The organism is Streptomyces sp. L500 (assembly GCF_054551825.1).
Genome location: NZ_JBTOLC010000002.1, coordinates 374,173 through 387,457, shown reverse-complemented (window position 1 = coordinate 387,457; position 13,285 = coordinate 374,173). Strand labels below are relative to the sequence as shown.

Here is a 13,285-nt window from a genome sequence, read left to right as displayed (position 1 = left end):
AGACCGCCCGTCGTTCTCAGGGCCGCAGCGGGCCCTCGCAGGAGAAGTCGGCGGTGCCCGCCCTGCCGTCGGTCCAGATGTCGACGGCTCCGAAGGAGCAGTTCATGTCCGAGAGGTTGTTGGCCGCCGGGGCGGCGCGGTCGAGGATGAAGTAGTCCACGGTGCCGGACATGTCGCTGAAGACATGATCGGGGCTGCCGCTGTCGGAGAGGTTGGCGGTGATCCGGCCCGTGCAGGTGAAGCGCGGCTTGCCGGTGGTGTCGCCGTTGCCGGCGCAGGCCGACGGGGTGATCCCGGTGGCGCTCGTGAAGGCCGCGCCGACCTGGTCGGCGGCCGCGTGGGTCAGCGAGCCCACGGGGGTGTAGTGGGTGTCGGGGACGTAGAGGTGGTCGACGCCGCGGATCTGCTCGTCGAGGAAGGCGTCGTACTCGCGCTGGATGGCGGCGTCCTTGCCCATGCGGGTGCGCCAGGCGTCGAAGCCCTTGGGGTCGTCGGCGCGCTCGTATCCGTACATCTCCCGCAGCAGCGAGGGGTGCTCGCGCCACAGGAACTCGAAGAAGGTGCCCGCGTAGTTGTAGAAGCGGAAGCCGTCGCCGTCGTAGGTGGCGTGGAGGAACCGGTCGACGCTCATCCGGGGCTTGCCGCCGGCGGTGTCGGCGATGATGCCCTTGACCAGGGACTTGCGGACCTTGATGCCCTCGCCGCGGGTGGCGCCGTCGAAGAACTCGGCGGTGCCCTCGTCCATGGCGGTGGTCAGGTCGCCCTGGTACCAGGGGCCTTGGCCGAACATGCCGGGGACGGCCCAGCGGCCGTTGAGGTAGTGGGTGTACTCGTGGCGGAAGAGCTCCTCGAGGGTGAGGCTGGAGTCCTGGGGGACGCGGCGCTGGTAGGTGTAGAAGGTGGCGCCCTGTTCGATGTAGACGCCGCCGTTGTTGGTGCCCATGCCGGTCAGGAGGGGGTGGAGCACCTCGTAGTCGGCGCGTGAGGCGTAGAGGTGGATGTGGAGGGTGGCGTTGGGGTCGCCCGCCAGCGGGACGTTGGTGCCGAGCACCCGGAAGAACTGGGCCTTGACCTGCTTGCTCGCGTAGTAGAGCTGGTCGACGGTGGCCTGGTCGAGGGCGGTGCGGACCTCGATGCCGCCCTTGTCGTAGGTGTAGGTGCGCGGGAAGACCCGGGCCTCGATCTGGGGCTTGCAGACGTTGTAGGGCGCGCACGCCTCATAGGTGTTGAGCCAGGAGGCGAGGGAGGCCCAGGGGGCGCTGAGGTCGCCGAAGTTGGTTTCGGCGGTCTTCAGCAGCGCGCCGAGGTCGGTGGTGATCTCGGGGCGCAGGCCGTCGACCTGGCCGAAGCGCCCGTACTCGCTCAGGGCGTCGCGGACCGTCCAGGCGTTGGCCGTGCCCTTGAGGTGGGTGTGGCCGGAGAAGGCGCGGAAGGCGGCGCGGTAGCCGGCGTCGGCGGCCACGGCCCGCTGGAAGGCGGTGTCCTTGTTGCCGGGGTAGACGCCGAGGTAGTTGACGGTGAGGGCGGCGAGGGCCGCGCCGCCCCAGGACGCGTCGCCTGCGGTGGTCCGGCCGGGGCCCATGGTGGCCAGGGTCCTGGTGACGAGGCCGAGTTGGTGCTGCCGCAGGCCCGGCGCGCTGCCGGCGGTGAGGGCCTCGCGGAGGGTCTCGGCGTTCTGCCGGGTCACGTCGAAGGTGTGGGCGGCGGTGCCGTACGCGTCCGTGGCGCGGCGCATGGCGTCGACGGTCGCGGGGTCGGTGAGGTCGATCTCGTCGTGGGAGAAGTCGTGGTAGACGGCGGCGTGGAGGTAGGTGAAGAGCTCCAGGAGGTGGCTCGCGTCGTCCCCGGTGTGCCGGGGGGCGAGCTCGGCGGCGCGCCGGGCGACGGCCTGGACGTGGGGGCGGGAGAGGACGGGGACGAGGCGGGCGTCCCAGGTCCAGATCAGGCCGCGCAGACAGCCGTCCGCGGTGACGGCGGGGTCGGTGAGGAAGTCCGCGAGCTGGTCGGGGCCGAGCCGGGTGAGGCCGTCGAGGGTGCAGGGGACGGAGCCGTGCAGGGCCGGGCCGCCGGTGGGTCTGCCGGGTTTGCCGGTGCTGCCGGCTCTGTCGGGTCTGGCAGAGCTGTCGGGTCTGGCGGTGCTGTCGGGTCTGGCGGAGCTGTCGGGTCTGCCGAGGCTGTCGGGGCTTGCGGAGGCGAGGTCGCCGGGTATCCGGCCCGGTTCGGCCCGCTCGCCGCCGGGGACGGGGGTGCGGGTGGTGCTCCTGGGCGGGGCGGCGAGCCTGTCGACCTCGTCGCGCGGGTCGTGGACCGGGGCCGTGCCGGTGGCGGTCCCGGTGGCGGGCGCGGGTGTCCGGGCGGATGGTCGGGCGGGTCCGGCCTGGGCGGCCTGGGCCGTCGGCAGGGCGAGAGCGGCCGCCAGGGCGGCGGCCAGCAGCCCCTTGCGCACTGTGCGTAGCGCGTACACCGGTTCTCCTCAGGGGGGTTGATGTTGCGTCAGCTACGAGTGACGTGCGGCGTACCATAGTAATGTGACATTTCACTGACAACCCATAAGGCCACGATGAACGAACTCTTGACCGATCGTTGATTCTTGACCGGTCGTTCTGGATACACCTAAGATCGAAAACGTGGCCAGGACCAAGGAATTCGATCCGGACGCCGCCCTCCAGTCGGCCCTCGAACTGTTCTGGGAGCGCGGCTACGAGGCGACGTCGATGGCGGACCTCGTGGAGCGCCTCGGCATCGCCCGGGCGAGCCTCTACGCGACGTTCGGCGGCAAGCGCGACCTCTACCTCAAGGCCCTGGAGCGCTACGGCGAGCAGCAGGACCCACGCTTCATGGCCGAACTGGCCCAGCCCGGCCCGGCGCTGCCCGCCGTCCGCGCCGTGGTGCGCCGCTTCGCCGCCGAGTCGGCCGGGGAATCACCCCGGCTCGGCTGCTTCGTGACGAACACGGCCGTGGAGCTGGGCCCGCACGACCCGGTCGCGGCGCGCCGGGTCGAGCAGAGCTGGCACCACGTCGAGGCGGCACTGACCTCGGCCCTGATGCGGGCCGCGGCGCAGGGCGAACTCCCTCCGGACCGCGACCCGGTGGCGCTCGCCCGGATGCTCCTGGTCTTCCTCCAGGGCCTGCGCGTGATCGGCCGGCTCGACACCGGACCGGGCCTGGCGCGCGACGCCGCCGAGCAGGCACTGGCCCTGCTGGACTGACACCCCGAGGAGCACTTCCCCCGCTCCTTCATGCCCAAATTCAAGACCGATCGTTCTTTTATCTTTGTTCGCGTTATCCGAGGAGTCATCGACATGACCACGCGTTTCTCCGGCAGGACCGTCCTCGTCACGGGTGGTGGCACCGGCATCGGCCGGGCCGTCGCGCTCGCCTTCGCCCGGGAGGGCGCCCGGGTCGTGGTCGCGGGCCGGCGGGCCGAGCCGCTTCGGGAGACCGTCGCCGCCGTCGAGGCGGCGGGCGGCGAGGCCACGGCCGTCACCGCCGACGTGACCCGCCCGGCCGACGTCGAGGCCCTCGTCGAGCGGACGGTGAAGCGGTACGGCGGCCTGGACGTGGCCGTGAACAACGTCGGCGTGTTCGTCCCGCCCGCCAAGGTCGCCGACCTCCCGGAGGACGACTGGCACACCGTGCTGGCCACGAACCTCACGGGCGTCTGGCTGTCGATGAAGCACGAGATCGCGCACATGCGGGTCAACGGCGGTGGCGCCATCGTCAACATCTCGTCCAACCTCGGCGCGCACACGCGCGTCCCGGGGCTCGGCGCGTACGCCGCGAGCAAGGCCGCCGTTTCGACGCTCACCCGCAGCGCGGCCCTCGACCACATCGGCGAGGGGGTGCGGATCAACGCTGTGAGCCCGGGGCCCATTGAGACCACGATGTCCTCGCGGCCCGGGGAGTCGGCCGACGAGAAGGCCGAGCGGATGAGCCGCGACGTCCCGGCCGGGCGCGCGGGCAGCCCCGAGGAGGTCGCCGCCGCGGTGCTCTACCTGGCCTCCGACGAGGCCGCCTACACGGTCGGCACGGAGCTCGTCCTGGACGGCGGCGTCACGGCCTGAGACGGCCGGAACGTGAGGAAGGGGCGGGCCCGAGGGCCCGCCCCTTCCTCATGGGTACCGCATGGGTACCGCCGTTACGCGACCAGCTCCGGCTCGGCGGACTTCTCCGCCGCCGCCACGGGCTCGCCCTGGCGCTCTTCCGCCGCCGGGCGGCGGGCTGCCATGAACGCGTAGACGAGGATGCCGGCGAGGAGGAACAGTCCGCCCTGGTAGACCGCCGCGTACCCGGCGCCGGCGACCAGCCAGAAGGAGAAGCCGAAGCCGCCGAGCGCGAAGACCATGTCCCGCGCGAACCGGCCCGCGTGGACCTTCTCGCGCTCCCCCTTGAGCAGGAAGAACACCTGCGCGGCGGTGGCCAGGAGGTAGGGGACGGTCGCCGAGAAGGTGGTGATCAGGACCAGGATCTCGAAGACCCCGCCCGCGCCCGACGTGTAGTTGACGATCGTCAGCAGCGAGGCCAGCACCGCCGCGGCGAGCACGCCCGCCGTGGGCACCCCGCGCCGCTTCTTCCCGAACATCGCCGGGAACAGGCCGTCCTTGGCGGCCGCGTAGGGCATCTGGGCGCTCATGAGCGTCCAGCCGTTGAGCGCGCCCACGATGGAGACGACGGCGGCGAAGGCGATCAGCGTGCCGCCCCACTGGCCGCCGAACATCACGTCGACCGCGTCGGAGAAGGGCGCCGTGGACTTGGCGAGCTTGTCGTGCGCGACCGTGCCGAAGACCGCGACGGTGCCGAGCAGATAGACCACGGCGGCGCCGATGGTGCCGAGCACGCTGGCGCGGCCCACGTTGCGCTCCGGGTCGCGGACCTCGCCCGCGCTCATCGCGGCGGACTCCACACCGATGTAGCTGTAGAGCAGGATCGCCGCCGAGGCGGACAGACCACTGGCCCAGCTGCCGCCGCCCTCGGAGAAGGAACCGAGGTTCTTCGGGTCGAAGAAGAAGAGACCGGCGACGGCGACGAACAGCAGCGGGATGAACTTCAGCAGCGTGGAGACCACCTGCACCGCGCCCACCCAGCGGGTGCCGGCGAGGTTCGCCAGCGCCGGGAGCCACAGCATGAGCAGGGCGATCACCAGGTCCGTGCCCTTGGAGGACGAGCCCCCGGTGAGCACGTGGAAGTAGCCGACGCCGGCGACGGCGAGGGCCGCGTTGCTGACCCAGGTCATCGTCCAGTACGACCAGGCGGACAGGAACCCGGCGAAGTCGCCGAAAGCCGCGCGCGCATAGACATACGGTCCGCCGGTGTGCGGATGGCGCTCGGCCAGCCGCCCGAAGACGAGGGCGAGGGCGATCGCGCCGATCGTCAGGACACCGAAGGCCAGCAGGCTGACGGTGCCGAACGGGGCGACCGAGGCGGGCAGCAGAAAGATGCCCCCGCCAATGATGTTGCCCATGACCAGGCAGATGGCCGTGGGGAGGCCGAAGCGGCGTGCGGGAGTGCCGTCGGTTTCTTGCATGGAAGGGTGCGCCTCTCGTACTGCGGGCAGGTCGCTGATTCTGTGGCGACTTCGCATGACTGTGCAAGAGCACAGGTATGTGCGACAGCACATATTGACCGCAGTGTGAGACGGCGCAAAATTGAAATTTTTTGTCCCGTGAGGTAGGCCCGGCGGCCGCAAAAGGTGCTGCGATCGACCCCGCGCACCGTGATTCGTCCACCGCCGCGCGATCAAGCGGAACGGGCTGCTTCGCTCCTGTCGACGGGATTCGCGCCCGCGAGCGGGAGAATCCGGTCAGCCGTCCCGCTCCGGGGCGGGCGGGGCGGGCTCATCGGGGGGCTCCTCGGAGGGCTTCCCGGAGGGCTTCCCGGGGTGGCCGAGGGTCGGGTCGAGCCCGGAGTCGTACGTCCCGGATCCCCGGCAGTGGGCGCACTGCCCCGCGCGGTGGACGGTGTCGGCCGGGCCGGCGAAGGGGTCGGCGCCCGGACAGTAGGCCAGTGCCCGTGTCCCGAACCCGGAGCCGTGGCACCACTGGCACGTCAGCCCCAGCGGGTCCGGACCGGACGGAGATGTGCGCTCGCTCACCGAAACCCGCCCCAGAGCCGCTCACCGGGCGCCGCCCGCCGATCACCGTTGGTCGCGACCCAGCCTAGACCGCCGGGGCCGCCGCGCCGGGCCCGCGCCGGATGTCACCCGATCGGGTTGCCTCCCCCATCCGTCCCCTATGGGACAGGACGTCCTTGGGCAGGACACCTCCGGGCAGGACGCCTCAAAGGGCCTCTTCCCAGCCCCTGGCACCCAGTGCCAGACTCGGAGGATGATCAAGCGATCGTCCGAAGCCACGGACCGCGTCTGGGCGTTGCTCGGCGGGGATCCCGCGCTCACGGCCTCCGTCGAATACACCGGCCCGGAGGCGGCCCTGTCCGGCCGGCTCCCGGCCCGGCTCCCCGTCCGGGAGGCGGCCCGGGCCACGGTGGCCGTCTGCGCGCTGGCCGCCGCCGAACTGCTCGCCGCCCGGCGCGGCGGGCCGCCGCCACGCGTGCGCGTCGACGACGGCGCCGTCGCGACGGCGTTCGCCAGCGAGCGCCATGTGCGCCGCGACGGCCGCGCCCCGGCCTCCTTCGCCCCGCTGTCCCGCTTCTGGCGCACCGCCGACGGCTGGGTGCGCACCCACGCCAACTACCCCCACCACCGCGCCCGCCTCCTCGCCGCCCTCGCGGTGCCCGACCCGGGGCCGGACGCGGACGCCGCGCCGCTCGTCGACCGGGTCGCCGCCGAGCTGGCCGGCCGGGAGGCCGCGCGGGTCGAGGAGCTGGTGTGCGCGGCCGGCGGGCTGGCCGTCGCCGTGCGCACCCCCCACGAGTGGGCCGTCCACCCGCAGGGCGCGGCGGTGGCCCGCCGCCCGCTGCTCGCCCTGGAGCGGCTCGCCGAGGGCCCGGCCCGCGAGCTCGGGGCGCCCTCCGGCGCGCTGCCCGCCGAGGGCCTGCGCGTCCTCGACCTCACCCGGGTCCTCGCGGGCCCGGTCGCCACCCGCACCCTCGCCCTGCTCGGCGCGGACGTGCTGCGCGTGGACTCCCCCGCCCTGCCGGAGAGCCAGGAGCTGCACGACGACACGGGCGCGGGCAAGCGCTCCACCGTCCTCGACCTGGCCCGCACCGCCGACCGCGCGACCTTCGAGGAGCTGCTCGCCACCGCCGACGTCGTCGTGACCGGCTACCGGCCCGGGGCGCTCGACCGGTTCGGCCTGTCCCCGCAGGCCCTCGCGGAGCGCCGGCCGGGCCTGGTCGTCGGCCAGCTGAGCGCCTGGGGCAGCTACGGGCCGTGGGGCGACCGGCGCGGCTTCGACAGCCTCGTCCAGGCCGCCTGCGGCATCGCCGCCACCGAGCCGGGCCCCGGCGGCGGCCCCGGCGCGCTGCCCGCCCAGGCGCTCGACCACGGCACCGGCTATCTGCTGGCCGCCGCCCTGCTGCGCGCCGTCACCGAGCAGCGCGCCATCGGCGGCACCCATCTGGCCCGCTTCGCCCTCGCGCAGACGGCGGCCTGGCTGGCCCGTGACGTGCCCCACGACGACGGCGTGCCCGCGCCCGGCGCCGACGCCCACGACCCCACGCCCTGGCTGGCCGAGGCGGAGGGCCCGCTGGGGCGGCTGCGGTACGCGCGCTCGCCCGTGGAGTTCACGGGCTCCCCGCGCGACTGGGCCCGGCGGCCCGGACGCTGGGGCGCCGACGCCCCCGCGTGGCTGTGACAGGACCCCTGCCGAAAGCCCCTCCGAAATCCCTCCGAAGCGAAAGGGAGCCCGACGCGTGGCCACCACCATCCGCCGAGCCGTGCTGACCCTGCCCGCGGCCTCCCCCGGCCCGGAGAACCCGCTGCCGCGGCTGGGCACGCGCGGCGACGTCCACCGTCTGGACCGCGCCGCCATGGCGGGCCTGCCGCCCGCCATGGCCCGGCGGATGCGCTACGCGCCGCTGCGCTCCCTGCTGCCCGTCCGCCGCCGCGACGACTACACCCGCACCCGGGTCCCCACCGACCTCGACGCGATCGTCATCGAGAACGACCGGCTGCGCGCCACGGTCCTGCCGGGGCTCGGCGGCCGGGTGCACTCCCTCGTCCACAAGCCGACGGGCCGCCCGCTCCTCTACTCCAACCCCGTCCTCCAGCCCGCCGGCTTCGCCCTCAACGGCGCCTGGTTCTCCGGCGGCATCGAATGGAACATCGGCGCGACCGGCCACGGCACCCTCTCCGTCGCCCCGCTCCACGCGGCCCGCGTGCCCGCGCCCGACGGCGGCGAGATGCTGCGGCTGTGGGAGTGGGAGCGGCTGCGCGACCTGCCCTTCCAGGTCGACCTGTGGCTGCCGGACGGCTCCGACTTCCTCTACGCCGGTGTGCGCGTCCGCAATCCCCACCACCGCGCCGCGCCCGTCTACTGGTGGTCCAACACCGCCGTGCCCGAGACCCCGCGCACCCGGGTCCTCGCCCCGGCGGAGGCCGCCTGGCACTTCGGCTACGACCGCGCCTCCCTGCGCCGGGTGCCCGTCCCCCACTGGGACGGCGCCGACCGGACGTACCCGGCGGACGGCACCCGGCACGCCGACTACTTCTACGACCTCCCCGACGGCGAACGCCGCTGGATCGCCGCGCTCGACGAGCACGGCCAGGGGCTCGTCCAGACCTCCACCGACGCCCTCACCGGCCGCAAGCTCTTCCTGTGGGGCGCGGACGAGACCGGGCGGCGCTGGCAGGAGTGGCTCACCGAGCCCGGCACGGGCGGCTACGCCGAGATCCAGGCGGGCCTCGCGCCGACCCAGCTGGAGCACGTCCCCCTGGAGGCGGGCGGGGAGCTGGCCTGGCTGGAGGCGTACGGGCCGCTGACCGCCGACCCGGCCGCCGTCCACGGCGCCGACTGGGCGGCGGCGCGCGCCGAGGCCGCCGCGCGGCTGGAGGCGGCGCTGCCGCGCGCCTCCGTCGACGCCGCGTACGCGGCGTGGCGGCCGTACGCCGACCACGAGCCCAAGGAGACGCTGGCCACCGGCTCCGGCTGGGGCGCGCTCGAGGTCGAGCGCGGGCGGCTGGAGCTGCCGGGCACGCCGTTCCCGGTGCCGGCCGAGGACGTCGAACAGCGGCCGTGGCGGGCGCTGCTGCGCACCGGCGCGCTGGGCGAGGAGGGGCCGGAGCCCGGCCCCTCCCTGGTCTCCCCCGCGTGGCGGGAACTGCTGGAGCACGCCGAGCCCGCCCCGCACGCCTCCTACCACCTGGGCGTCGCCCAGTGGCACGCCGGCGACCGCGCGCAGGCCGTCCGTAGCTGGGAGCGCGCGCTCCGCCAGGGCATGGGCTGGCCGGCACGCCGCGCGTTGGCGGCGGCGGACGTCGAGCGCGGCCACCCGGAGCGGGCCGCCGAGCGCTACGCGGCGGCGGTGGCGGAGGCGCGGGATGCGGGGGCCTCGCGGCCCGCGCGGACGGCGCTGGCGCTGGAGGCGATCGAGGCACTGCTGGCGGTCGGGCGGGCGGAGGACGCCGCGGCGGTGCTGGCCGGGGTGCATCCCACCGCGCGGGCGCGGGGGCGGTTCCGGTTGCTGGAGGCGCGGGTTCGCCAGGCGCGGGGGGATGCGGCGGGGGCGCGGGCGATTCTGGACGCGGGGGTGGAGGTGGAGGACCTGGGTGAGGGGGAGACCTTCCCCTGAGCCGCCTCTTCCCGTAACCGGGGCTCCGCCCCCGGACCCCCGGTCCTCAAACGCCGGACGGGCTGAAACCAACCCGTCCGGCGTTTGAGGACACCGCGCGTCAGCGCCTATAAGGGCTCACCCCGCCCGGCGGTCCACATACTCGAACACCGAGCCGTCCGGGTGACGGGCCACCAGGTTGCTGCCGATGGACGTCCGCACCGGGCCCGCGATGATCTGCGCGCCCACCGCGCGCAGATCGGCGAGGGCCTCGTCGACGTCCGTGACGGCCAGCGTGGCCGTGATGTTGCGCAGGACGGAGAGTTCGGCTTCCGGTCCGCTCATCAGGAAGAAGCAGCCGACGGCCGCGACCGAGACCCCGCCGCGCCGGAAGCGCTGGGCCTCGGTGCCGGTCAGTCGTTCGTACACCGCGATCGCCGATTCCAGATCGCTCACGCACACCCTTAGCGAAGTCCCCAGAATGTTCATGAAAAGCAGGCTAGTGGCTCGTCTCGCATCGTTGGCCGGGTAATCGACGTGCGACGTGATCCACGCCGTCGATGAACGGGGGTTCGATGATCGAATCGTCGCGCCTGCGGTAGGTGCCATCACCGATCAACAGCCGGTGACCGGCAGCCTGGTTGCCCAATCACATCCCATATCAGGGATGGTCGACCCAATCCCCGCACCTGGAGGGTGTACTTCGCGTAGCGTGCCATAAGTCAACTGATCCGGAACGGAGGTGACTGCCCTGCAGGCCGCCCAGCCACAGCAGAAGTTCCGGGGGAAGAACAAAGCCCCGAAGTGGACCAGACCCGACGGCGGGATGGTGTCGGTGATGGTGCTGCCGCTGGCCGTCACCGACCCGGCCGACCTCGCCCGGCTGGAGAAGCTCTTCGGCGCGATGTGGTCGATCAAGCGCGCCGTCCAGCGCGACGCCCGCGCCAAGGTGGACGCCTACTGGTCCGCCAAGCACGAGCGCGACACCCACAGCGCGAAGGACGTACGACAGCGACTCGGCCTGTCCCGTGAGGCCCTGGAGCGCTGTGCGTACAAACACCTGGAGGCGGCCGGTCACCTCAAGCACCACGCCTCCAAGGCCCTGTCCATGCACATGGCCGACGAGGTATGGAACGGCGTACAGAAGCACCTGTTCGCCGACGCCACCGGCAACCGCCACGGCCGCCCCCGCGTGGGTCGCCGGCACGGCTTCACCCGTATTCCCGGCCGCGCTCGCTCCCACACCACCGCCAACAAGTGGGAGACCTTCCGCCTCGTCGGCACCTTGCACGGCCACCTGACGGCCTACACCAGTGGCGGACAGCACGACCTGATGCAGCCGCGCCGAATGCCGAAGCCGACTCGGCCGAATGGCGAGGTTCCTACCGGCAAGGGCACCCGCAAAGCGAACTGGTGGGATCATGCAGGGCCGCTCGCCGTGGTGTTCGCCGGCGGCCCAGACGGCAAGCGCGGCGACCTCGTCCTCCCTGTCCGCATCCCCCAGAGCCCCGCTCAGGAGAACCGGGTACGGCACTTCCTTGAGACCGACGCCCGCTGGCACAAGGTCGATCTCGTCCGCCGTCGCAAGGCGTCCGCGCCGGGCGGCTGGGCGTACGAGGCGCACCTGACGGTCCTCGGCCCCGGCTACACCTCCCCTGCCGTCCGGCAGATACGGCAGCAGGCCGCCGAACTGGACCGTATCGGCGGCGTGGACGGCAACGTCTCCAACCTGTCCGTCGTCTCCTTCCCCGCCAGCTTGGAGGCATCGGCAGGCGCCGCCAAGTCCTCCGAGATCGTACTCACCGACGACGAGCGGACGCGGCTGGAGAAGGAAGCGAAGAAGCGGCGCGGCCGGGCCAAGGCGCTGGAGCGTTCCCGCCGCGCCACGAACACCACACAGTACGGCTTGTCGCGGGGGCAGACCGCCCGCGCCGAACGCCGCGCTGCCAAGGGCCTGACCCCCAAGGCCGTGGTTGTCCCGGGCGGTGCCCGTGCCGCACGAGCCGACGGGGTGCCCAAGCAGCCGTTCCGCCGCGACCGACTGTCGGTCGGCTACCGGGAACTGCGCGCACGCCAGGCCGAAGCCTCCGCCGGCGCTGCCGAGTGCCGACGCCACCGCGCCCGCGCTGTGGCCCGCGACATCGTCGCCGCCCACGGGCCCCGCCTCACGGTGGAGGACTGCGACATCCGCACCTGGTACCGGCTGTGGGGAAGGCGCCTGGCCCAGACCACGCCGGGCATGCTCATTGCCGCCCTGGAGATCGAGTGCGAGGCTGCCGGTGGTCGCCTCGTGCGTGCCTCCACCTGGTCCACCGCACTGTCCCAGCACTGCATGTGCGGTGAGCGCGTCGCCAAGGCCCTCCGGGACCGCGAACACAAGTGCATCGCCTGCGGCCTGGTCGGCAAGCGAGACCTGGTGTTCGCCGCTCTGGCCGCCTTCGTGGACTTGTCCAACCCCGACGACCCCAAGACCGCGACCCTGGACACCGCCCGATCGCGGCACGCACGAATCATCTTCGATCAAGGGCTGAAAGAGGCCCTGTGTGAGTCAACCACACCGTGCCAGAACACCCCTCGGGGCGCTGGCCGCGTGGCAGTCCCCACCCAGCGGGCGGCCTCTGCTCACCGAACCGCCGAACGACGGGACCGAGCAACCCCGGATGAGCCGCGCCCAGTGCGCGACCACGCCGGAGAGCCCGGCACCCGACCGGCGCGCAGTCCACAGCTCACCCTCTGGTGACCTACGGATCAAGTCTTAGTTGACCCGGCAGAGCAGTTCCCCGTGGAGCACCGAGAACCACGCGTCCTCGTGACGCCCCCACTCCTGCCAGGCCGCCGCGATCGCCTCCAGGCCCGCCCGGTCCGTGTGGCCGCCCTCGATCGCGTGGCGGGCGTACGGGTCGGAGCGGGTGCGGTCGGCCCACAGGCCGCTCCACCAGGCGCGTTGCTCGGCGCCCGTCCAGCACCAGGCGCCCGCCGTGGCGGTGACGTCGGTCAGGCCGGCCCGCCGGGCCCAGGACAGCAGCCGGCTGCCGGCGTCGGGTTCGCCGCCGCCGGCGCGGGCGACGTCCACGTACAGGCGCTGCCAGTCCTCCAGGCCGGGGACGCGCGGGTACCAGGTCATGGCCGTGTAGACGACGTCGCGCACGGCGACGATGCCGCCGGGGCGGCACACCCGGCGCATCTCGCGCAGGGCGGCCACCGGGTCGTCGAGGTACTGGAGCACCTGGTGGGCGTGGACGACGTCGAAGGAGCCGTCGGGGAAGTCCAGGGCGCGGACGTCGCCGACGGTGAAGTCGGTGTTGGACACGCCGCGTTCGCGGGCGGTGGCGCGGGCGGTCGCCAGGACGCCGGGGGCGGCGTCGAGGCCGGTGACCCGGCCGTGCGGCACCAGGGCGGCCAAGTCGGCGGTGATGCTGCCGGGGCCGCAGCCTATGTCCAGGATCCGGTGGTGGGGTTCGAGCGAGGGCAGCAGGTAGGCGGCGGAGTCGGCGGCCCTGCGGCGGCCGTGGGAGCGCAGCACGGACTCGTGGTGGCCATGGATGTAGACGGCGCTCGCCGTGTTCCGTTCGTCCTGTCGTTCCGGCATGGTGGTCCCTTCGCTCCGTCGTGAAGTGGC

General features: G+C 73.3%; 10 protein-coding genes. 5 read left to right on the top strand and 5 right to left on the bottom strand.

The features are described 5' to 3' along the window. Positions 1-16 precede the first annotated feature (16 nt). Positions 17-2,464 (bottom strand): collagenase, encoded by a 2,448-nt coding sequence (locus tag ACX9I7_RS04635; RefSeq protein WP_459386560.1) that lies wholly within the window; start codon positions 2,462-2,464, stop codon positions 17-19. A 163-nt stretch (positions 2,465-2,627) separates the two neighbouring features. On the opposite strand from ACX9I7_RS04635, the gene ACX9I7_RS04630 reads away from it, so the two are divergent. Further along, positions 2,628-3,209 carry a TetR/AcrR family transcriptional regulator gene (locus ACX9I7_RS04630; RefSeq protein ID WP_459386559.1) on the top strand — a complete coding sequence of 194 codons (582 nt, stop codon included), beginning with the start codon at positions 2,628-2,630 and terminating at the stop codon, positions 3,207-3,209. A gap of 93 nt (positions 3,210-3,302) precedes the next feature. Then, positions 3,303-4,064 carry an SDR family NAD(P)-dependent oxidoreductase gene (locus ACX9I7_RS04625; RefSeq protein WP_459386558.1) on the top strand — a complete coding sequence of 254 codons (762 nt, stop codon included), beginning with the start codon at positions 3,303-3,305 and terminating at the stop codon, positions 4,062-4,064. A 74-nt stretch (positions 4,065-4,138) separates the two neighbouring features. Here ACX9I7_RS04625 and ACX9I7_RS04620 read toward each other — a convergent pair whose 3' ends face one another. Together ACX9I7_RS04620 and ACX9I7_RS04615 are read right to left on the bottom strand one after the other, a co-directional pair. Continuing rightward, positions 4,139-5,524 (bottom strand): amino acid permease, encoded by a 1,386-nt coding sequence (locus tag ACX9I7_RS04620; RefSeq protein ID WP_459386557.1) that lies wholly within the window; start codon positions 5,522-5,524, stop codon positions 4,139-4,141. A 276-nt stretch (positions 5,525-5,800) separates the two neighbouring features. Further along, positions 5,801-6,091, bottom strand: coding sequence for a hypothetical protein (locus ACX9I7_RS04615; protein ID WP_387567399.1), 291 nt, complete (start codon positions 6,089-6,091; stop codon positions 5,801-5,803). Between the two features lie 232 nt (positions 6,092-6,323). Between ACX9I7_RS04615 and ACX9I7_RS04610 the strand changes: the two genes are divergently transcribed. Next, positions 6,324-7,751 carry a CoA transferase gene (locus tag ACX9I7_RS04610; RefSeq protein WP_387567397.1) on the top strand — a complete coding sequence of 476 codons (1,428 nt, stop codon included), beginning with the start codon at positions 6,324-6,326 and terminating at the stop codon, positions 7,749-7,751. Between the two features lie 58 nt (positions 7,752-7,809). Next, on the top strand, positions 7,810-9,687 hold the full coding sequence (locus ACX9I7_RS04605; RefSeq protein WP_459386556.1) for a DUF5107 domain-containing protein: 1,878 nt from the start codon (positions 7,810-7,812) through the stop codon (positions 9,685-9,687). 117 nt (positions 9,688-9,804) lie between these two features. On the opposite strand, the gene ACX9I7_RS04600 is transcribed toward ACX9I7_RS04605, so the two are convergent. Further along, positions 9,805-10,155 carry a VOC family protein gene (locus tag ACX9I7_RS04600; protein ID WP_387567393.1) on the bottom strand — a complete coding sequence of 117 codons (351 nt, stop codon included), beginning with the start codon at positions 10,153-10,155 and terminating at the stop codon, positions 9,805-9,807. A 253-nt stretch (positions 10,156-10,408) separates the two neighbouring features. Between ACX9I7_RS04600 and ACX9I7_RS04595 the strand changes: the two genes are divergently transcribed. Then, entirely contained in the window at positions 10,409-12,406 is a 1,998-nt protein-coding gene (locus tag ACX9I7_RS04595; RefSeq protein WP_459386555.1) for a zinc ribbon domain-containing protein, read from the top strand. Positions 12,407-12,421: 15 nt separating this feature from the next. Here the strand turns inward: ACX9I7_RS04595 and ACX9I7_RS04590 are convergent, their stop codons facing one another. Further along, on the bottom strand, positions 12,422-13,255 hold the full coding sequence (locus ACX9I7_RS04590) for a class I SAM-dependent methyltransferase (protein WP_459386554.1): 834 nt from the start codon (positions 13,253-13,255) through the stop codon (positions 12,422-12,424). Between the last annotated feature and the right edge of the window lie 30 nt (positions 13,256-13,285).